The 20,588-nt window shown below is 60.6% G+C and carries 23 protein-coding genes; 12 read left to right on the top strand and 11 right to left on the bottom strand.

Annotated features, from left to right (window positions below; genetic code table 11):
* Positions 1-13: 13 nt before the first annotated feature.
* Entirely contained in the window at positions 14-1,345 is a 1,332-nt protein-coding gene (tig, locus tag B4F27_RS04040; protein ID WP_286758932.1) for a trigger factor, read from the bottom strand.
* 213 nt (positions 1,346-1,558) lie between these two features.
* Positions 1,559-1,846: a DUF2312 domain-containing protein gene (locus tag B4F27_RS04035; protein WP_009826729.1), complete on the bottom strand. Its 288-nt coding sequence runs from the start codon at positions 1,844-1,846 to the stop codon at positions 1,559-1,561.
* Positions 1,847-1,953: 107 nt separating this feature from the next.
* Between B4F27_RS04035 and B4F27_RS04030 the strand changes: the two genes are divergently transcribed.
* From B4F27_RS04030 to B4F27_RS04015, 4 genes are all read left to right on the top strand, one after another.
* On the top strand, positions 1,954-2,193 hold the full coding sequence (locus B4F27_RS04030) for a hypothetical protein (RefSeq protein WP_005852805.1): 240 nt from the start codon (positions 1,954-1,956) through the stop codon (positions 2,191-2,193).
* A gap of 183 nt (positions 2,194-2,376) precedes the next feature.
* Complete coding sequence (locus tag B4F27_RS04025; protein WP_286758931.1) at positions 2,377-2,808, top strand: YeeE/YedE family protein; 432 nt, start codon at positions 2,377-2,379, stop codon at positions 2,806-2,808.
* 1 nt (position 2,809) lies between these two features.
* A complete protein-coding gene (locus B4F27_RS04020; RefSeq protein ID WP_286758930.1) occupies positions 2,810-3,241 on the top strand; it encodes a DUF6691 family protein in 432 nt (143 codons plus the stop codon).
* An 8-nt stretch (positions 3,242-3,249) separates the two neighbouring features.
* Positions 3,250-3,672, top strand: a complete 423-nt coding sequence (locus tag B4F27_RS04015; protein WP_286758929.1) for a TIGR01244 family sulfur transferase — start codon at positions 3,250-3,252, stop codon at positions 3,670-3,672.
* Between the two features lie 243 nt (positions 3,673-3,915).
* Here the strand turns inward: B4F27_RS04015 and B4F27_RS04010 are convergent, their stop codons facing one another.
* The 4 genes from B4F27_RS04010 to B4F27_RS03995 all read right to left on the bottom strand — a co-directional run bounded on the left by B4F27_RS04010 (position 3,916) and on the right by B4F27_RS03995 (position 8,664).
* Complete coding sequence (locus tag B4F27_RS04010) at positions 3,916-6,609, bottom strand: sensor histidine kinase (protein ID WP_286758928.1); 2,694 nt, start codon at positions 6,607-6,609, stop codon at positions 3,916-3,918.
* On the bottom strand, positions 6,609-6,881 hold the full coding sequence (locus tag B4F27_RS04005; RefSeq protein ID WP_009826724.1) for a hypothetical protein: 273 nt from the start codon (positions 6,879-6,881) through the stop codon (positions 6,609-6,611). Before B4F27_RS04005 ends, B4F27_RS04010 begins: the two co-directional genes overlap by 1 nt.
* Entirely contained in the window at positions 6,878-7,261 is a 384-nt protein-coding gene (locus tag B4F27_RS04000; RefSeq protein WP_074635113.1) for a response regulator transcription factor, read from the bottom strand. Before B4F27_RS04000 ends, B4F27_RS04005 begins: the two co-directional genes overlap by 4 nt.
* Positions 7,262-7,368: 107 nt before the next feature.
* On the bottom strand, positions 7,369-8,664 hold the full coding sequence (locus B4F27_RS03995; RefSeq protein WP_286758927.1) for a helix-turn-helix transcriptional regulator: 1,296 nt from the start codon (positions 8,662-8,664) through the stop codon (positions 7,369-7,371).
* 231 nt (positions 8,665-8,895) lie between these two features.
* On the opposite strand from B4F27_RS03995, the gene B4F27_RS03990 reads away from it, so the two are divergent.
* The 8 genes from B4F27_RS03990 (at position 8,896) to aat (ending at position 16,935) form a co-directional block, all read left to right on the top strand.
* Positions 8,896-10,260: a substrate-binding protein gene (locus B4F27_RS03990; RefSeq protein WP_005852796.1), complete on the top strand. Its 1,365-nt coding sequence runs from the start codon at positions 8,896-8,898 to the stop codon at positions 10,258-10,260.
* Positions 10,261-10,348: 88 nt separating this feature from the next.
* Positions 10,349-11,380, top strand: coding sequence for a branched-chain amino acid ABC transporter permease (locus B4F27_RS03985; protein WP_009826721.1), 1,032 nt, complete (start codon positions 10,349-10,351; stop codon positions 11,378-11,380).
* Between the two features lie 3 nt (positions 11,381-11,383).
* The gene (locus B4F27_RS03980) at positions 11,384-12,592 is read left to right on the top strand and encodes a branched-chain amino acid ABC transporter permease (protein ID WP_009826720.1); all 1,209 of its coding nucleotides are present in this window, start codon (positions 11,384-11,386) and stop codon (positions 12,590-12,592) included.
* A 15-nt stretch (positions 12,593-12,607) separates the two neighbouring features.
* Positions 12,608-13,372, top strand: a complete 765-nt coding sequence (locus B4F27_RS03975; protein WP_005852793.1) for an ABC transporter ATP-binding protein — start codon at positions 12,608-12,610, stop codon at positions 13,370-13,372.
* Between the two features lie 60 nt (positions 13,373-13,432).
* Entirely contained in the window at positions 13,433-14,188 is a 756-nt protein-coding gene (locus B4F27_RS03970) for an ABC transporter ATP-binding protein (protein ID WP_005852792.1), read from the top strand.
* 249 nt (positions 14,189-14,437) lie between these two features.
* Entirely contained in the window at positions 14,438-14,944 is a 507-nt protein-coding gene (gene accB / locus B4F27_RS03965; protein ID WP_074635116.1) for an acetyl-CoA carboxylase biotin carboxyl carrier protein, read from the top strand.
* 10 nt (positions 14,945-14,954) lie between these two features.
* Entirely contained in the window at positions 14,955-16,307 is a 1,353-nt protein-coding gene (accC, locus tag B4F27_RS03960) for an acetyl-CoA carboxylase biotin carboxylase subunit (protein ID WP_037962751.1), read from the top strand.
* The gene (gene aat, locus B4F27_RS03955; protein ID WP_278424485.1) at positions 16,300-16,935 is read left to right on the top strand and encodes a leucyl/phenylalanyl-tRNA--protein transferase; all 636 of its coding nucleotides are present in this window, start codon (positions 16,300-16,302) and stop codon (positions 16,933-16,935) included. The genes accC and aat overlap by 8 nt, the downstream gene beginning before the upstream one ends.
* Here the strand turns inward: aat and B4F27_RS03950 are convergent.
* From B4F27_RS03950 to B4F27_RS03930, 5 genes are all read right to left on the bottom strand, one after another.
* Positions 16,899-17,252, bottom strand: coding sequence for a DUF2155 domain-containing protein (locus B4F27_RS03950; protein WP_005852788.1), 354 nt, complete (start codon positions 17,250-17,252; stop codon positions 16,899-16,901). The two genes, aat and B4F27_RS03950, sit on opposite strands and share 37 nt — an antisense overlap.
* A 91-nt stretch (positions 17,253-17,343) precedes the next feature.
* On the bottom strand, positions 17,344-17,727 hold the full coding sequence (locus B4F27_RS03945; RefSeq protein ID WP_005852787.1) for an NADH:ubiquinone oxidoreductase subunit NDUFA12: 384 nt from the start codon (positions 17,725-17,727) through the stop codon (positions 17,344-17,346).
* A gap of 83 nt (positions 17,728-17,810) precedes the next feature.
* Positions 17,811-18,170: a RidA family protein gene (locus B4F27_RS03940; protein ID WP_005852785.1), complete on the bottom strand. Its 360-nt coding sequence runs from the start codon at positions 18,168-18,170 to the stop codon at positions 17,811-17,813.
* A gap of 144 nt (positions 18,171-18,314) precedes the next feature.
* The gene (clpX, locus tag B4F27_RS03935; protein WP_005852783.1) at positions 18,315-19,580 is read right to left on the bottom strand and encodes an ATP-dependent Clp protease ATP-binding subunit ClpX; all 1,266 of its coding nucleotides are present in this window, start codon (positions 19,578-19,580) and stop codon (positions 18,315-18,317) included.
* A gap of 134 nt (positions 19,581-19,714) precedes the next feature.
* Complete coding sequence (locus tag B4F27_RS03930; RefSeq protein ID WP_009826714.1) at positions 19,715-20,374, bottom strand: ATP-dependent Clp protease proteolytic subunit; 660 nt, start codon at positions 20,372-20,374, stop codon at positions 19,715-19,717.
* Positions 20,375-20,588: the final 214 nt, after the last annotated feature.

Genomic DNA, 20,588 nt, shown 5'->3' with positions numbered 1-20,588 from the left:
AAAGGGGAAAGACTTATTCGTCTTCCAGCTCTTCTACGGCTTTCTGCAGGTCTTCTTTCGACACTTCTTTCTCGTTCAATGTCGCCTGTTCAAACACGTGATCAACGACATTGTCCTCGAACAAAGGAGCGCGCATCTGCTGTTGCATCTGCTGGTTTTGCTGAACGAATTCAAAGAACTGACGTTCCTGACCGGGGTACTGACGTGCCTGGTTCATGATCGCTTGCGTCATTTCCGCGTCGGTGACCTGAACTTCGGCTTTCTGACCCAGCTCGGCCAGCAGCAGGCCAAGACGCACGCGGCGCTCGGCGAGCTTCTTGTGCTCGTCGGTGGTTTCGATTTCCGGGTGGTCATGGCCCTGAACGTCGGGGTTGTCTTCGTGCCACAGCTGGTGCGCGATCTGGCCTGCTTCGGCTTCGACCAGCGACGGCGGCAGGTCAAAGCTGACCAGCTTGTCCAGCTCGTCCAGCAGACCGCGTTTCATGACAGCGCGCGAGGCACCGGCATATTCCGCTTCCAGACGCTCTGCGATCTGGGATTTCAGCGCAGCCAGATCTTCGGCACCGAATTTCTTGGCCAGCTCGTCGTCCACTTTCGCGGCAACAGGCTTTTTCACTTCTTTAACCTTGCACTCGAACACGGCTTCTTTGCCGGCGAGGTGAGGCGCTTGGTAATCTTCCGGGAAGGAAACCGTTACGTCTTTCTCGTCGCCTGCCACAACACCGACCAGCTGCTCTTCGAAACCGGGGATGAAGGAGTTGGAGCCCAGAACCAGCGGGTAATCTTCCGCCGCGCCGCCTTCAAAGGCTTCGCCGTCTACTTTGCCGAGGAAATCGAATGTGATCTGGTCGCCGTCTTCTGCCTTGGCACCCTCTTCGCGGGCTTCAAAGTCCTGTGCGGTCTCTGCCAGGTTGGCCAGCGCCTCTTCAACGGCGGCGTCATCGGCTTTGACAACCATTTTTTCCAGCGTGATGGACGACAGGTCGACTTCTGGGATCTCGGGCAGTGCTTCGTAGGTCATGGTGACCTCGACGTCGTCGCCTTCTTTCCAGTCTTCATTCGCCATTTTGACGTCGGGCTGCATCGCAGGGCGATCGCCGGACTTTTCAAAATGCTCTTGCATGGCGCCATCAATGCTTTCCTGCATTGCTTCGCCCATAACCTTTTGGCCGAACTGCTTTTTCAGCAGCGCCATTGGGACTTTACCTTTGCGGAAACCCTTCATCTCGACTTCGGGCTGCGCTTCGGCCAGCTTTTCGTTGACCTTGGCCTCCAGCTCAGCTGCTGTCACAGTGATGGCATAGCCGCGTTTCAGACCTTCGTTCAGCGTCTCGTTGACCTGCATGTTTGCTCCATAGGGTAAGGCCGCGCATTGCGGGGCGCGGGCGGAAAAATTTCCGCTCTTCTATTGGGGCCTGCGCTTGGGCGCAAGCGGATTTGGCGGCGGGGTCCCGTGGGACGGGCCGAATTGCCCCCTGCCCCCGCGTACCGATGGCATTAAACGTCTCGCGCGGCGTCCAGTGGGCGCATAATCAGCCCCCGAGGCACCGCATCCGGCTCAGGACATGCCAAGCGCTTCTTTATACATCTCAAGCACGGCTTCTTCTTCGGCGATATCATCGGCTTCACGCTTGCGCAGAGCGATTATCTTGCGCAGCACCTTGGTGTCGTAACCGCGGGATTTCGCTTCGGCCATGACCTCTTTTTGCTGTTCGGCGAGGTCTTTCTTCTCGGCATCCAGCCGTTCGATCCGCTCTACGAACTGGCGCAGCTCATTCGCGGTCACGCGATATGTGGCATCACCGATGGCGTCTTGGGATTCGGGATTGGTGGCACTGTCGCTCATCTGGGGCGTCCTATGTCTTGAATGGGTCAGCGCATTGACTACCCGCGTGCCTGCGCTGCCGCAAGCCACTCTTGCCCATTGGGCGGAATTCGGATAGCTCGCGGCCTATGGAAAATGCATCTCTTTCACTCTTTGACGTCCTGATCTGGGCGGGCGCGGCGATCTCCTTTGTAGGGTTGGTCGGGCTTGTCTGGTGTATCCTGCGCGTGGCCCGTGCCAAACGCGCCGCCCTGCCCGAAGAAGAGATGCGGATCGTCCTGCAAAAAGTGCTGCCGATGAACCTTGGCGCATTGCTGCTGTCGGTGATCGGGCTGATGATGGTCGTAGTCGGTATCATCCTCGGCTAAGGCAAGTGACGGCCACTTTCTGCCTCTGTCTCTATAGATAACGCCCCTGTCTCTATAGATAGCAAGCGCTCAGAGACCAACACAGCGTCAACCTCGCGCTTGCGGCTTGCCACACATTCAGCATTCATTATATGTTTTCCCGACACCCGCCGCTTACGGCGGTACGAAAGGGCGATATAGCATATGATTGAAACAGATTGGATTTGGGGCCTGATTGGCGGCCTGATGATTGGCGGCGGCGCTGCGGTCTACCTGTTGGGCAACGGCCGCATCATGGGGGCCAGCGGCATTATCGGCGGGCTGGTGGACGGATCGGCGCGCGGCGCTTGGGCCGAACGCGGCAGCTTTCTGGCGGCGCTGATCATCTTCCCTGCGGTGATCGCAGTCTTTGCCCCCGTCCCTGCCACCACCAACCTGACAGAGAACCTGTGGCTGGTCGGCGCGGCCGGTCTTCTGGTCGGGCTGGGCACGCGCATCGGCAATGGCTGTACCTCGGGTCACGGGGTCTGCGGCATTTCGCGGCTGAGCCCGCGCGGTATCGTCGCCACGCTCGCTTATATCGCGGCAGGCGCGCTGATGGTTGTCGCCCTGCGCGCCCTGGTCGGAGGGGTCTGAGATGCGCAATATGCTTGCTGCCCTCGCCGGGGCCTTGTTTGGCACCGGGCTATATCTGTCGGGCATGACCGACACCCAAAAGGTCCAGGGGTTTCTGGATTTCTTCGGAGATTGGGATCCGACGCTCGCCTTTGTCATGGGCGGGGCCATTTTGCCGATGGCAGTCGCTTGGACGCTGACCCGCGGGCGGCGGCCCGTGGTGGGCGGAGATTTCCCCGAACGCCCCGACCCGCGGCTGGACCGCAAGCTGATCGTGGGGGCCGTGCTCTTTGGCGCGGGCTGGGGGCTGGTCGGGCTGTGCCCGGGGCCAGCGCTGGCGTCGCTTGGGTTTGGCAGCTTGGGGGGCCTGATTTTTCTGATCACCATGCTGGCGGGTATGATGATCGCCCCCAAAGCGCGGCGGATACTAGACACAACGCGGGCGGCTGGATAAGTCAAACTATGGATATTCGTCAAATCACCCCCCGCTTCTTTGCTGCCCCTCAGATCGACCCCTCCGATATGGAGGCGATCAAAGAGGCTGGCGTTACCTTGATCCTGTGCAACCGTCCCGACGCGGAAGTGCCCCCTAGCCATCAGCATGCCGCCATCCAGGCCGCGGCAGAGGCGGCTGGACTGCGCTTTGCAGTGCAAGAGTTGACGCACCAAACCATGACCCCCGACGTCATTGCCCACAACCGCGCGATCGGCGTGGCGCAGGACGAGGTTGTTCTGGCCTATTGCGCCTCGGGTACACGGTCCACCATCGCATGGGCTTTGGGTCAGGCAGGCGAACAACCAGCAGACGCGCTGATCGAGGCCGCACGGGCCGGTGGCTACGACCTAAGCCACATGCGCGGTGTGCTCAACGCCCCCTACGCGTAAACGTAACGCGCCAAGGGTCAACGCGCTTAGGGTCAGACCATCTTAAGCCAACCGCGCCGTTGCAGAAGCCATACCAACGGATAGCGCCACAACGGCGCTGTCACCCCCACGTCTGATGTCCCCGACATCAACCGACGAAACTTACATTCATTACACCATCGCACGCATCCTTCACTGCCATTTCACCCCTATGAAATGATGCAGAAAAGTTACGATTCCCCTTACAGGCCAGCAAAAATCGCCCTAGGCCCCATTCTGCGCCAACGGCAGTTCAACCCGGAAACCGGTGCCCGACACCTCGGTAAGATACGAGATATCGCCTTGTAAACGTTTGACAATCTCGCGGCATATCGCCAGCCCCAGGCCGGCCCCCTCGCCGCCCTGTCCGGGCAAACGGCTAAACTTTTCGAAAATCAATTCCTGCGAGGCCGCGTCGATCCCTGCGCCATTGTCGATCAAGTCCACAATGATGCGGCGCCCCCGCTGGTGCGCGCGGATCGACAGTTGCGGGTCGTCGGCAACGCAATACTTCTGCGCATTTGTGATAAGGTTGATGAAAACCTGCACCAACCGATCCAGATCCGTCTCCAGCATCACCTCCTCGCCCGGCAGATCGCGGTCGATGGTGATCGCGCGGGTGTTGGCGGCGCGCGCTGTGGTCACGGCCTGATCCAGCACATCGCGCAGCGACCCGCGCTGACGGTTCAACGACACCTCGCCGTTTTCCAGCACCGACAGATCCAGCAGATCGTCCAGCAGCCGCGTCAGCCGGATGGTTTCGGAGTGGATGATCGAGGCATAGCGCGTCTTTTCCTCGGGCCCGAGCCCTTGGGCATCGCGCAAAATCTCGGAGAACGACCGGATAGAGGTCATGGGCGTGCGCAGTTCATGGCTGATCTGGCTCAGAAAACTGTCTTTCTGATGCGACAGTTGCGTCAGCTTGTCATTGGCACGGCGCAGCTTCGCGGCGGTATCGGTCAGCTCGCGCGACTTGATTTCAAGCTGGCTTGAATACTCCAGCATCTGCGCCGATTCGTCCGCCACCGCCAGCAGATCCTGCACCGAGACAGAAGCACCGCCGACCAGCTGCGACACCATCGCATGGGCCGTCGCCGCCCCGACCGAGGCCGCCAATTCACGCTCCAGCGCCTGAACAAAACGCGGCGTGGGCTCTGGCAAACCATCCGATTTTTCCTGCAACTGGGCTTGCGCGCGAAAAAATCCCTGCGCCTCGGCGGGGCCCAAAATCCGCTGCGCCATGATCATCAGATCCTCGCTGGCCGCGACAGACGCGCTCCACCCGCGGGCGGCGGTGGAATGGTCGAAGATATTGACAAATTGCGCGCCTTGCAGCCGCTCGACAGGGGCGGGAAAGCTGAACAGGGACACGGCGACAAAGACCAGCGCATTGAGCGAAAGACTCCAGATCACTGCGTGAACAGTGGGGTCCAAACCGTTGATTCCAAACAAGGCTTCGGGGCGCATCCGGATCATACCGAACAGCCCGTCCTGAAAGGTCGCGACCGACAGCGCCGCGCCTGCGCCAAAGCTGGGCAAGAGCATCGTATAGACCCAGATCGCGAAGCCCACGCTTAGCCCGCAGACGGCCCCCGTGCGCGTGGCCCCGCGCCAGAAGATACCGCCCAGCAACACCGGCAGGAACTGCGCGACCCCCCCGAAAGAGATCGTCCCGATCGCCGCCAGCGCACCGCCGCCGCCCGACAGCCGGTAATAGAAATACCCCAGCGAGATGATCAGCAGGATGGACAGCCGCCGCGACAGGATCACCACATGACGCACATCGCCCGATTGCTGCACCGAGTTCTGCCCGTAGGTCAGCCAGATCGGCATGACGATATGGTTGCTCACCATCGTCGACAGCGCCAGCGTCGCCACGATCACCATCGACGTGGCCGAGGAAAAGCCCCCCAGAAAGGCAAACATCGCAAGGCTGTTCTGCCCTTGGCTGAGCGGCAGGCTCAGCACGAACAGATCGGGGTTCGACCCTTCGGGCAGCAGGTCCAGCCCGACCACGGCAATCGGCACGACAAACAGGCTCATCAGCATGAGATACAGCGGGAAGGCCCAGCTGGCGGTTTGCAGGTGACGTTCGTCGTCATTCTCCACCACCAGCACTTGAAACATCCGCGGCAGGCAGATGAAGGCGGCAGCGGCCAGCAGCGTCAGCGCGGCCCAACGGCCGCCCTCGACCTGCCATTGACCAAGGGCCGACCGGTCGATCTGCGCCAGCGCCTGATCGACGCCGCCCGCCAGCCCCCAGACCACGAAAACGCCGACGGCCAGGAGGGCCAGCAGCTTGACCACCGCCTCGACTGCGATGGCGATGACCACGCCGTGGTGGCGTTCGTTCACGTTAAGATTGCGGGTGCCGAAGAGCACGGTGAATAGCGCCAGCCCCACCGCGACCCAAAAGGCCGCCTGTGCGGAATTCAGCGGGTCGCTGCCCGGCGTCACCCCCGGCTCGGCGCTGGCAAAGATCGACAGGGACAGGGTAACCGATTGAAGTTGCAGCGCGATATAGGGCGTCACCCCGATCACCGCCATGATGGTGACCAAGATCGCCAGCAGGTTCGATTTGCCGTAGCGCGAAGAAATCAGATCCGCGACAGAGGTCACCCGATGCGACCGCCCGATGCGCACCAACCGCCGCAGCACCCACCACCAGCCGATCATCACCAGCGACGGGCCAAGGTAGATCGTCACAAACTCCAACCCCGACCGCGCGGCATAACCAACGGCGCCGTAAAAGGTCCAGGCGGTGCAATAGATCGACAGCGACAGCGTATAGACCAGCGGAGAGCGCAACAGCCAGTCGCCCCGCCCCCGTGCCGCCGCACGCTCTGCCGCGAAGGCCACGGCAAAGAGCCCGACCACATAAAGCAGACAGACCGCGACCAACTGGTTCAGTGACACCATCAGTCTTGAGCTTCCTGAGCAATCTGCCGCGCCGTGCGCCGCCAAAGCAGAAAGCATAGGACGATGCCCGCCAGCCAGACGCCAAAGACATAGCGCAGCGCGTGCGACATGGGCACGGCCGCGCCGACGGGGGCATCCTGCACAGGCCAGAGCAGAGGCACCATCCAGAAAGCCAGCACCAGCAAGGGCAGCAGCCGGACGGCATCCATCATGCGGCGAAACCGGTAGCTGCGCCGTTCCAGAAACAGCGGCGAGCCGGGGGGCTTGCTCATGCTTTTGCGGTGCCTGCGGCGGTCAGATCGCGCACAGCTGCCAGCATATCGGCGTTGGAAAACGGTTTGGTCATAAACCGGCTGACCCCGGCCTCTAGCGCGATTTCGCGGTCGCGGGTCTGGCCGCGGGCGGTCAGCATCAGGATCGGCAGATCGGCCAGCGCCGCATCCGCTCGCAGTTCTTTCAGGATTTCGAAACCACTTTTGCCCGGCAGCATCACATCCAGCATCACCAGATCGGGGCTGGCCTTGCGGATCACCTCCACGGCTGTCGCGCCATTGGCCAGCGTTTCGACGCGCCAGCCCTCACGGCCGAGTAAAAATCGTATCGCCTCGGCGATGTTCGTCTCGTCTTCCACGAGCACCACATGCTTGCCCATTGGCAAAATCCCTCCCTGTGGCCCTGGTCGCTTGTGCCGCGATCTCGGTAGGCCGAGCGGCAAGATGCACGGAAAACCCTGCCCTGTCAAAAGCCTGTTGCCCCGCGCTATACCCCGTCATTCAGGATCGACGGTTCGCGCCGCGCCGGACATTGCGCGCGCGGGCAGACGCGACAGGTGGCCCCCACATCAAGCGCGGGCGCGCTGTCCGGCCCCGCGGGCAGGATCAACATCACCGAATGAAGCAAGGGTACCGCGTTGTAATCGCGCACGTTTTGCGTCTCGCAGGTGGCAAAACAGTCAAAGGCAGAATGGCCCCGCCCCAATTGCGCAACCCGTTGTTTCTGCACCATGCCCGGGCTGCCCAGAACGGCGAACAGCGGCCAAAGCGGGCAACAGGCCCCAAAGCGCGGCACGACGAAACCGTCGATGGATTTGCGAAAGATCAACGTGCCCGACCGGTCGCAGATCACCAGCCCTGCCCCCAGCTCCGGCACCGTCGCCATGCGCCGCAAGACGCGGGCCACGGGCTGGCGCAGCTCTGCACCAAGCGCCACGGGGTCGGGTCGAAGCCGGTCAAGCGCCTGTGTCAGCCGCGTGATCGGCAGGGCTTCGGCATCGATGGCGATCTGCTGCAACACATCGCGCGCGATGTGACGCGCGGCCACGCTTTGCAGTTCGGGGGCGGTCTGGATCAGCTTGTCGATGGCATCCGCATCCCCTTCCGTGACCTCGAGCGTGGCAAAACGATAGCGATGTGCGGCCAGAAACGCCTCTACCTCCTCTTGCGGGGAATCGGCGGCGGGGGTGATTTCGGGGTCGGCCTCAAGATAGCCCACAAGCGCCTGCGCGCTATCGGCAAGGCGACGGCTGTCCTGATCGATGTTGATGTGAAACCGGTCGCGCCATTCGGGTTCTAGCGTTTTGGTATCGGCCAAAATCGACGCGGTGGACCGGATCGCGGCAGCGGTCGTCAGCAGTTCGTGCATAGAGGCCGCCAGATGCGGGTCATGGGCCAGCCGGTCGGTCAGGGTTTCGACCGTACGCTCTAACGTGGCGATCCGGCGCTGCGCGTTGGCCAGCACATCGGCCCAGCCCGGGAACCGCCCGGCAAATTCATCGGCGCGGGTCGCCTCCGGCCCGCTGAGCCGCGCATCATCCGCCGCCTCGCGCAGGGTAGCGATCAGCGCCGCCTCGGCCCCTTCGGTCAACGCCGTCGGCTCCACCCCAAGGGCCGCGGCGATGTTCAGCAGCAGTTTCCCGCCGATTCTGCGACGGTTGTGTTCAATAAGATTCAGATAGCTGGCCGAGATGCCGATCCGCTTGGCAAGGTCCGCCTGTTTCTGCCCCGCCATCACCCGACGTTCACGGATACGGCTGCCGGTCAGCGCATCGCGGGTCACGCGGCACCCCCGCGCGAATTATATCGCGTTATCAACGGCTTTCTGCGCTGCAATATCATTAAATTTACAACTCCCCCTCAATCTGTGCGAATATATTTACAGAATAGTTGTTTTTATCAAGGGGCTTGTTGATCGGTTTTCAGTTTTCCTCTCATATCATATTTGCACCTCTGTGCATCATGGACCCGGAAAAATAATCGGGCCGTGATTTCAACATTTGGGAGGAAATACATGTCATTTTCTAACTTGACGCGTCGTGGCGTGATCAAAACCGGCGCTGCTGCTGGGGCCGGTCTGGCGCTGCCGACGTATCTTAGCGCGGCCGCGCATTCCGGCTTTACCAACGCGCCAACGGGCGACACGGTGACGCTTGGCTTTAACGTACCCCAATCGGGCCCCTACGCGGACGAAGGCGCAGACGAGCTGCGCGCGTTCGAGCTGGCGGTCGAGCACCTGAACGGTCAGGGCGACGGCGGTATGCTGAACACCTTCAGCTCTAAGGCGCTGGAAGGTAACGGGATCATGGGCAAGAAAGTCCAGTTCGTGACCGGCGACACGCAGACCAAATCGGACGCGGCCCGCGCATCGGCGCAGTCGATGATCCAGAAAGACGGCGCGATCATGATCTCCGGTGGCTCGTCTTCCGGTGTGGCTGTTGCTGTTCAGGGCCTGTGCCAAGAGGCTGGCGTGATCTTTATGTCGGGTCTGACCCATTCGAACGACACCACGGGTAAAGACAAGAAAGCCAATGGCTTCCGCCACTTCTTCAACGCCTATATGTCAGCTGCCGCTTTGGCACCGGTGCTGAAAAACCTCTATGGCGATGATCGTAAAGTCTATAGCCTGACAGCCGACTACACATGGGGCTGGACGCAGCAGGAATCCATTCAGGCCGCGACCGAAGCCATGGGCTGGGAAACCATCAACGACGTGCGCACGCCGCTCGCCGCGACCGATTTCTCGTCCTATATCGCGCCTGTCCTGAACTCCGGTGCGGATGTTCTGGTCCTGAACCACTACGGCGGAAACATGGTCAACTCGCTGACCAACGCCGTGCAGTTCGGCCTGCGCGAAAAGCAGGTGAACGGTAAGAACTTCGAGATCGTCGTGCCGCTTTATTCAGAGCTGATGGCCCGTGGTGCGGGTGAGAATATCACCGGTATCGTCGGTTCCCAGAACTGGGACTGGAAGCTCGAGAACCAGATGGGCGACCGCTACAAAGGGACAAACGCTTTCGTTCAGTCCTTCGGCGAAAAATACGGTTTCCCCCCCAGCCAGGCGGCTCAGACCTGCTATGCGCAGACGCTGCTGTACGCGGATGCGGTGGCCCGTGCCGGTTCGTTCAACCCCTGCGCCGTCGGCGAAGCCCTTGCCGGGTTCGAGTTCGACGGTCTGGGCAACGGCCCGACGCTGTACCGCGCCGATGACCACCAGTGCTTTAAGGACGTTGTGGTCGTGCGCGGCAAAGAGAACCCCGAGAATGAATTCGATCTCGTGGAAATCGTCGAAGTCACCCCAGCCGATCAGGTCACCTATGCACCTGACCACCCGATGTTTGCGGGCGGCGAGTTGGGCGACTGCAACCCCGGCGCGTAAATCAAGTCTAAGGCAGGGGGCGCCCCCTGCCTTACCTTGCCGGCGGGCTTTTCCGCCTTTCACTTCTTAAAAATTCGAGGGCACCGCGATGGACGCCATTCTTTTGCAACTTCTTAACGGGTTGGACAAAGGTTCAGCCTATGCGCTCATCGCGCTTGGTCTGACGTTGATTTTCGGCACGCTGGGTGTCGTGAACTTTGCCCATGGGGCGCTGTTCATGATCGGTGCCTTCTGCGCCGTCACGCTAAGCAAGATTTTCACGCTCAGCCATAAGGCATCGGAACCCTCCGGCGTCGATTTTCTGGGCAAGCCGAAATACGAGGACATTCTCTATATCAAGGACTGGTTCGGAGAGACCGCCGGTGCCTGGATGCTGGATTGGTCCGTACCCCTGTCGATCCTCTTTGCCGTGCCGATCATGCTGGCCATCGGCTTTGTCATGGAGCGCGGGTTGATCAAACACTTCTACAAACGCCCCCATGCCGACCAGATTCTGGTGACCTTCGGTCTGGCGATCGTGCTGCAAGAGGTGATCAAGTATTTCTACGGCGCGAACCCGATCCCCACCTCCGCCCCGGAGGCGTTTCGCGGGTCGTTCGACTTTGGCGTGATGCTGGGCTTTGATCCCAATGCGATCATCTACCCCTACTGGCGCCTGATCTATTTTGCTTTCTCGGCCGTGATCATCGGCGGCGTTTTTGCCTTCTTGCAGTTCACCACCTTCGGGATGGTCGTGCGCGCCGGTATGGCCGACCGCGAGACCGTCGGTCTGCTGGGCATCAACATCGACAAACGTTTCACCATCATGTTCGGCATCGCCGCTGCGGTCGCCGGTCTGGCCGGTGTCATGTACGCGCCGATCAATTCGCCCAACTACCACATGGGTATGGATTTTCTGGTCCTGAGCTTTGTGGTCGTCGTGGTCGGCGGCATGGGGTCGCTGCCCGGTGCCGTGCTGGCGGGGTTCTTGCTGGGCATTCTGGAAAGCTTTGCCTCGATGAACGAGGTCAAGAACATCCTGCCCGGCATTGACCAGATCATCATTTACGTTGTCGCGATACTCATCTTGCTGACACGCCCCCGTGGCCTGATGGGCCGCAAAGGCGTGATGGAGGAATAACCCATGCACTCACTCACGAAAAAAGACTTTCTCCTGCTGTTGGTGGTGGCATTCCTGACCATGGCCGCCCCTATCATCCTCAACCCCTTCCCCGCCGGATCAGGGCTGGCGCAGTTCAACGCGGGCTATCCCGACTTGATGCAACGCTTTGTGATCTTTGGCATCTTTGCCATCGGGTTCAACATTCTGTTCGGGTTGACCGGATACCTCTCCTTTGGTCACGCGGCCTTTCTGGGGGTCGGTTCCTACTCTGCCGTGTGGATGATGAAGCTCTTGTCGATGAACGTGATCCCCGCGATCCTTTTGTCGGTGATCGTGGCGGGGCTCTTCTCTGTCGTGATCGGCTTTGTCTCGCTGCGCCGGTCGGGGATCTACTTTTCGATCCTGACGCTGGCCTTTGCGCAGATGTCGTTCAACCTTGCCTATTCGGTGCTGACGCCGATCACCAACGGGGAAACCGGCCTGCAAATCGCGCTGAGCGATCCGCGTATCCTTGATGGGGCGAATGCACCCAGCTACCCCAATCTGTTCGGGGCGCAGATGAATGCGGCGACGACGCTGGATTTCGGGGCGTGGTCCTTCACCTTCTCGGTCGGGTATTACCTGTGTGCCGTGATCATGCTGCTGGCGTTCTATATCTCGATCCGCGTCTTCCGGTCGCCTTTCGGCATGATGCTGCGGGCGGTGAAATCGAACCAGCAACGGATGAACTACACCGGCCTGAACACCAAACCCTACACGCTGGCGGCCTTTGTCATCTCTGGCATGTATGCCGGTCTGGCCGGTGGCCTGCTGGCCGCGATGGACCCGCTTGCCGGTGCTGAACGGATGCAGTGGACCGCCTCGGGCGAGGTTGTTCTGATGACCATCCTTGGGGGTGCGGGCACCCTTCTGGGGCCGGTTCTGGGCGCGGGCTTTATCAAGTACTTTGAAAACATCTTTTCCAAGATCAACGATAACGTGCTGCACGGTTGGTTCGCCTTTATGCCCGACGGGCTGGAAGACACGCTGATCATGTTGATCCACCCCTTTGTGGGCAAGGGCTGGCACCTGACGCTGGGCCTGCTGTTCATGCTGGTCGTGATCTTCCTGCCCGGTGGTCTGGTCGAAGGCGGTCAACGTATCGGTCGCGTGTTCCGCCGCAAGGACCGGAACGCCGGATCGGTCGAGGCAGACGCCGCCGCACAACGCAACACACCCCCAGCCGAATAAGAAGGAGCTGAACAGATGGCCATTCTCGAAGTCAAAAATGTCGGCAAACGTTTCGGCGGGTTGCAAGCGCTGAGTGACGTGAACCTCAGCGTCGCGGAAAACTCGGTCCATGCGATCATCGGGCCGAACGGGGCGGGTAAATCCACGCTGCTGAACTGTCTGGTGGGCAAGCTGATCCCCGATACCGGATCGGTCATGTTCGACGGGCAGTCGGTGCTGGGGCGCAAACCCTACGAGATCAACCAGATGGGGATTTCCCGCGTTTTCCAGACGCCCGAGATCTTTGGTGATCTCAGCGTGCAGGAGAACATGATGATCCCCTGTTTTGCCAAACGTGACGGGGCGTTCCAGATGAACGCGCTCACCGCCATGTCGAGCCAGCGTGACGTGATCGAAAAAGCCGAGGAGATGCTGGTCGAGATGAAGCTCGCCGACAAGCGACATATGCACGCGGCCTCTATGTCGCGCGGCGACAAACGTCGGTTGGAAATCGCGATGTGCCTGTCGCAAGATCCGCGCCTGCTGCTGCTGGATGAACCCACAGCGGGCATGGCGCGGGCCGATACCAACAATACCATCGACCTGCTGAAGCAGATCAAGGACGAACGCGACATCACCATCGCCATCATCGAACACGACATGCATGTGGTGTTCTCGCTGGCGGAACGGATCACCGTGTTGGCCCAAGGCACCCCGCTGGTCGAAGACACCCCCGACAACATCAAAGGCCACCCCAAGGTGCGCGAGGCGTATTTGGGCGAATCCCAGGACGCCGCCTGACGCGCGGGGGCTCCCCCCTCCCGCGTCGCCCCGCTTCCACGGCTTTGCAAGGACAAGACTATGAACACGAAACCCGATTTCTCGAACAGCGCCAACCACGCCGCTACCGCCCCCGCCTATCTTTCGGTCTGGGACATCCACGCCTATTACGGCGAAAGCTACATCGTGCAGGGCGTCAGTTTTAACGTGCACGAAGGCGAGATCCTGGCGCTTCTGGGCCGCAACGGGGCGGGGAAAACCTCTACCCTGCGGGCCATCGCGCAGATCGGCGACCCCGAATTGCGCAAAGGCGAGGTCTGGCTGGACCACCAGCCGCTGCACAAGATGGCCAGCCACGAGGCCGCCGCCAACGGTCTGGCGCTGGTCCCCGAAGACCGCCGCATCATCGCGGGTCTCACGGTCGAGGAAAACCTGCAACTGGCGCAGATCGCCCCGCCCATCGGCTGGTCGCTTGACCGCATCTACGAGTTGTTCCCCCGCCTCAAGGAACGCCGCAAGCAAGAGGGCGTGACCCTGTCGGGCGGCGAGCAACAGATGCTGGCGATTGCCCGTGCGCTGGCCCGTGACATCAAGGTGCTGCTGCTGGACGAACCCTATGAGGGGCTTGCCCCCGTCATCGTGGACGAGATCGAAAAGACCCTGTCGCTGATCAAATCCCAAGGCATCACCACCATTCTGGTCGAACAAAACGCGGTGCGTGCGCTTAAACTCGCGGATCGTGCGGTGATCCTTGATACCGGCGGCGTGGTGTTTGACGGCACCGCCGAAGAGGTGCTGAACAACGCCGAACTGCGTGCCGAATATCTGGCAATCTGACGGCCAAGCCTCGACGCGCGCGGGAAAAACAGACAAAACATATGTTTCACACCGGCATTTTCCCGCGCCCGCGTCCCCCTGTCACATCCCCCATATCCCTCGCCCCGATCCGCTGCCCGATCCCGCGCTTTGCGCGGCCAAGCTTACGTTAGGCAACTGCTTGCTTTTCATGGCTGCGCCCATGCCCTATAAGGCAGCAATTCAAGGGCACAGGCAGCGCCCGATCGACTTAGACTGGCTGAGGAAAATATGACAAAAAACACCCATGACGCCGATGTGGCTTTTATCCAGGCGCTCGCCGAGTTGCTGAATGAAAACGATCTGACCGAATTGCAGGTCAAGCGGGATTACGCCGAGGATGACAGCCTGAATGTGCGCGTCAGCCGTAAACCCCCACAACAAATCGTCGCGCCGCAACAGGCGCAGTCGGCCCCTGCACAATATGCAGCGCCTGCCCCCGCGGCCTCCGCGCCAGCAGCGGCAGCAGCCCCTGCCGCAGACAACAGCGACCCGGCGGATCACCCCGGCGCAGTCGTCTCTCCGATGGTGGGCACCGTCTATATGCAAGCCGAACCCGGCGCGCCCGCGTTTATCTCTGTCGGGACAAGCGTTTCCGAAGGCGACACGCTGTTGATCGTCGAAGCGATGAAAACCATGAACCACATTCCAGCGCCACGCTCCGGCACGGTCAAGCGGATCCTGGTAGAAGACGGCGCCGCCGTTGAATTCGGCGCGCCTTTGGTGATCCTGGAATAAGGCGAAACCCATGTTCAAAAAAATCCTAGTCGCAAACCGCGGCGAGATCGCGTTGCGCGTGATCCGTGCGGCCCGCGAGATGGGCATCGGGTCTGTCGCCGTTCACTCGACGGCTGACAGCGATGCGATGCATGTGCGCATGGCAGACGAATCTGTCTGCATCGGCCCGCCCTCTTCGCAGCAATCCTATCTGTCGATCCCGTCGATCATCGCCGCCTGCGAGATCACCGGCGCCGAAGCGATCCACCCCGGATACGGTTTCTTGTCGGAAAACGCGGGCTTTGTGCAGATCGTCGAAGACCACGACCTGACCTTCATCGGCCCCACAGCGGAACACATCCGCATCATGGGCGACAAGATCACCGCCAAGGACACCATGAAAGAGCTTGGCGTGCCTTGCGTTCCCGGTTCTGACGGCGGCGTGCCCACATTGGCCGACGCCAAGCGTATCGGCGAGGAAATCGGCTATCCGGTGATCATCAAGGCGACCGCCGGTGGGGGTGGCAAGGGCATGAAAGTAGCGCAATCCGCCGCTGAAATGGAACGTGCCTTCATGACCGCCCGCGCCGAGGGTAAATCGAACTTCGGCAATGACGAAGTCTATATCGAGAAATACCTGACCACGCCCCGCCACATCGAGATTCAGGTCTTTGGCGACGGCAAGGGCCGTGCTGTCCATCTGGGCGAGCGGGACTGTTCGCTGCAACGCCGTCACCAAAAGGTTTTCGAAGAGGCCCCCGGCCCGTCGATCACCGCCGAAGAACGCGCGCGGATCGGTAAAGTCTGTGCCGATGCGATGGCCAACATCAACTACATCGGTGCCGGCACGATCGAATTCCTCTATGAAAATGGCGAATTCTACTTCATCGAGATGAACACACGTTTGCAGGTGGAACACCCTGTGACCGAAGGCATCTTCGGGGTCGATCTGGTGCGTGAACAGATCCGTGTTGCAGCCGGTATGGATATGTCCTTTACCCAAGAAGACCTGCAGATCAACGGCCACGCGATCGAGGTCCGGATAAACGCCGAGAAACTGCCGAACTTCTCGCCCTGCCCGGGCAAGATCACGCAGTATCACGCCCCAGGCGGGCTTGGTGTGCGGATGGATAGCGCGCTGTATGACGGCTATAAGATCCCGCCCTATTACGACAGCCTGATCGGCAAGCTGATCGTCCACGGGCGCGACCGCCCCGAAGCGCTGGCGCGTCTGCGTCGCGCCTTGGGCGAGCTGATCGTGGATGGGGTCGACACCACGGTGCCGCTGTTCCATGCGCTTCTGGACGAACAGGACGTGCTGACAGGGGACTATAACATCCACTGGCTAGAGCATTGGCTTGAAACCAACCTGGGCAATGCCTGACCTCACGCCCGAGCTGTTATTACACGGCTATTCCATCGGGATTTTCCCCATGGCCGAACACCGCGACGACCCAGAGATTTTCTGGGTCGATCCGCGGCGTCGGGGCGTATTTCCCCTCGACGGGTTCCATATCTCGCGGTCTCTGGCGCGCGCGATGCGGCGCACGCGCTTTACCATCACCACCAACACCGCGTTCAATGACGTTGTCACCGGCTGCGCCGACCGCGCCGACACCTGGATCAACGCCGAGATTTTTAGCCTTTATGCCCAGCTACACGCGCTTGGTCATGCCCATGCCCTTGAGGTCTGGGAGGATGACATGCTGGTGGGCGGGGTCTATGGCGTCACGCTGGGGCGTGCGTTCTTTGGCGAAAGCATGTTTTCAAGGCGCGACAACGCATCCAAGATCGCGCTGGCCTGTCTGGTAGACCGGTTGAACCGCGGCGGGTTTACCCTGTTCGACACACAGTTCCTGACCCCGCATCTGGCGTCCCTTGGCGCGCAAGAAATCACCCGCGCGGCCTATCACGCACGGCTAGAGATGGCGTTGATGAAAACGGCAGATTTCACAGCGCCCGCTGCGGCCAGCCCTCAGGACGTAGTGCAGCGGATGACCCAGATGTCATAGCGCGGATGCTCCAGCGCCGACAACGCGGGGGCAGAGGCGATCATCCAGCCTGCAAAAAGCCGGTTCTCGTCGCCCGTCTCGACGATCTCGAGCTCGGCATAGGCGTCGCCCGCAGGGTTGCCCGACGGATAGCGACATTCGTTCATTGTCACATTCAGATTGCCAACGCGCGCGGTTTCGCCGCGGCGCATTTCAACGTCACGCGACACACCCGATACCTTGTCGAGCGCGCGCAAAACTCCGCCTTCAGCGCTGGCCACCTGCTGTGCCTGCACCGGTGCGGCCATTATGGCGAGCATCATCAATATCTTGCGCATCACATGGGTTCCTTGAACGTCAAAGGGCGTCGTCAGCACAGCCGGGCCGCCGCAGCAGCGCGCGCCCGATCACGGGGCGCGCGTGTGGCGTTTATTCGGGCTGCCACGCCTCGTAGTCACCGCGGTCCGCAGGCTTCTCGCGGCGGATCGATCCTGCGGGCGCATAGGCCAGGGCGGTGCCGGTCAGGTTCTCTTGGTGGGGCTTTTCCCAGGTCTTATGCGCCAGCGGACGCGCCTCGGGGGTTTCATCCCACGAATGGTGCAGCCAGCCGTGCCAATCCGCGTTGACGCGCGTCGCCTCGATCTCGCCGTTGAAGATCACCCAGCGTTTGCTGCTGTCCGCGTTGCGGTAGTACACATTGCCCTCGGCGTCTTCGCCGACCTTGATGCCCTTGCGCCACGTGAACAGTTGCGTGTTCAGCGTCTGGCCGTTCCACCAGGTCACGCCGCGCAAAAGAGAGTTGAGAATGCCCATAGAGGTCTCCTGAAGCTTTGATGGATATATGCACCAAGGCCGCGCAAAGGTCTAGCGGGCTTCGGGGCACATAGCCGCGGTTTTCAGCCGGGTAGGCAGGCGGTGACTTCGATTTCGATGCGGTATTTGTCGTCGATCAGCCCGCATTCGATCATTGTCGCGGCGGGTGGTGCGTCGCCAAAGACCTCTGACAGGATCGGCCAGCAGGGTTCGAACTCTGCGCGGTCGGGCAGATAATAGTTCACGCGCACCACATCCGCCATGGTGCAGCCTGCCTCGCGCAGGGCTCCTTCGATGGTCGCAAGGGCGGCGCGGCACTGGTCGGTCACGGTATCGCCCTGCCCCACAGTGCCCGCCACATGGACAAAGCCCCCCGCCACAACGGCGCGGCAGTAGCCGATCTTGGCTTCGAATTCACCGCCGGAAAAAATACGTCTTGTCATGATGCGCCTCTTGTCTGACATGCCTGCCCCTGTCAAAGCGCCTGCCCTTGCGAAGGTCAAGCGACAAAGCGGCGGCCCCCTGCCAGATACGAAAAAGGCGCACCATCGCTGGCGCGCCTTGATCAGATAACATGCAGGCGATGCCTAGCCGGCGGTTGCAGGCTCTTTCTCGGCGTCGGCGTGGATCATCAGCGGTGCCGCGTCAGAGGTCACCGCCTCTTCGTTCACGACCACCTCGGTGACGCTGTCCATGCCGGGCAGATCGAACATCGTGTTCAGCAAGATGTCTTCGAGGATAGAGCGCAGACCACGGGCACCGGTTTTGCGTTCGATGGCGCGTTTCGCGATGGCCAACAGCGCGTCATCGGTAAAGGTCAGCTGCGTATCCTCGATCTCGAACAAGCGCTGGTACTGTTTGACCAACGCGTTCTTCGGTTCGGTCAGGATGGTGACCAGCGCGTCCTCGTCCAGATCCTCGAGCGTCGCCAGAACCGGCAGACGGCCCACGAATTCGGGGATCAGGCCGAACTTCAGCAGATCTTCCGGTTCGAGGTCGGTGAAAATCTCGCCAATGCCGCGGGCATCCTGATCACGCACATCGGCACCAAAGCCCATCGCCGACCCTTTACCGCGCGCGGCAATGATCCGGTCCAGACCGGCGAAAGCGCCGCCGCAGATGAACAGGATGTTCGTGGTATCCACCTGCAGGAATTCCTGCTGCGGATGCTTGCGCCCGCCCTGCGGCGGGACAGAGGCCACGGTGCCTTCCATCAGTTTCAGCAAGGCCTGCTGCACGCCTTCGCCGCTTACATCACGGGTGATGCTGGGGTTTTCGGATTTGCGCGTGATTTTATCAACTTCGTCGATATAGACGATGCCGCGCTGTGCACGCTCGACATTGTATTCGGACGCCTGCAACAGCTTGAGGATAATGTTTTCAACATCTTCCCCGACATAGCCCGCTTCGGTCAGTGTCGTCGCATCGGCCATGGTAAAGGGCACATCCAGAATACGCGCCAGCGTTTGCGCCAGCAGCGTCTTACCGCAGCCCGTGGGCCCGATCAGCAGGATGTTGGATTTCGCCAGCTCGATGTCCCCACCCTTCTGGGCGTGGTTCAGACGTTTATAGTGGTTGTGCACGGCAACCGACAGCACCCGTTTGGCCATCGCCTGCCCGATCACGTAATCGTCCAGAACATCACAGATGTCTTTCGGGGTCGGCACACCATCGGTGGCTTTCAGCCCCGAGGCTTTGGTTTCCTCGCGGATGATATCCATGCAAAGTTCGACACATTCGTCACAAATGAAGACAGTCGGACCTGCAATCAGCTTGCGCACCTCATGCTGACTTTTGCCACAAAAGCTGCAATAAAGTGTGTTCTTGCTGTCGCCGCTCGAAGTATTAGCCATTTCAACCCTTTCAGGTCTGTCGTTTGATCGTGTCCGCCATAGGGCAGCCATCTATATATTTTTTTGCTCGGTGCCAGCTTAGGCCAGCGGTGCGTGGTCCACAATCGCAAAATAACGGGCCACGCACGCCTTATTTACTTGCCTTTTTTGTCGCCATCTTTTGGCGCATCAGGATCATCCATCTTGCCGCGGTTCTCGACGATCTCGTCGATCAGGCCCCAGTCTTTGGCTTCTTCGGGCGACATGAAGTTGTCACGCTCAAGCGCTGCTTCGACTTTTTCCAGCGGCTGGCCGGTGTGTTTGACATAGATCTCGTTCAGGCGCGTTTTCAGCTTTTGCGTTTCCTGCGCGTGAATCATGATGTCCGTCGCCTGACCCTGATACCCGCCGGAGGGCTGGTGGACCATAACGCGACTGTTGGGCAACGAGAATCGCATGCCTTTTTCGCCCGCTTGCAGCAACAGCGACCCCATGGATGCCGCCTGCCCGATGACCAGCGTGGACACCTTTGGTTTGATGTACTGCATCGTGTCGTAGATCGACAGGCCAGAGGTCACAACGCCACCGGGGCTGTTGATATACATGGAAATTTCCTTTGAGGGGTTCTCTGCCTCGAGGTGCAGAAGCTGCGCCACGATCAGCGAAGACATGCCGTCATGCACAGGCCCGTTGAGGAAAATGATCCGCTCTTTCAGCAGACGCGAGAAGATGTCGTACGCACGTTCGCCCCGGCTGGTTTGTTCAACCACCATAGGGACCAGCGTGTTCATATATGTATCATGTGGATCGTTCATAAAGCCTGCCTGATATTGCCGTTCGCCGGACCATACCCGCGAAACCTTGGCTTAAGATTAATCGCGCCACCTAGGGGGTTCAAGGGGGGCAGGACCGATCATCCCCTTGGCTTTGGATTTGGCCCCGCGCCACCGCCCTGCCCCGCTGATCTGTGCTGCGGATACCGGCAGCCGATTTTCGCCCACATCCTGCCCGTTCCTGCGCTAGGGTGGC

It is taken from the genome of Sulfitobacter sp. UBA1132 (genome assembly GCF_002311545.1).
Classification (GTDB): domain Bacteria; phylum Pseudomonadota; class Alphaproteobacteria; order Rhodobacterales; family Rhodobacteraceae; genus Sulfitobacter; species Sulfitobacter pontiacus.
Note: the sequence above shows the minus strand (reverse complement) of the source record. Positions and strands in the feature narration are given on the sequence as shown.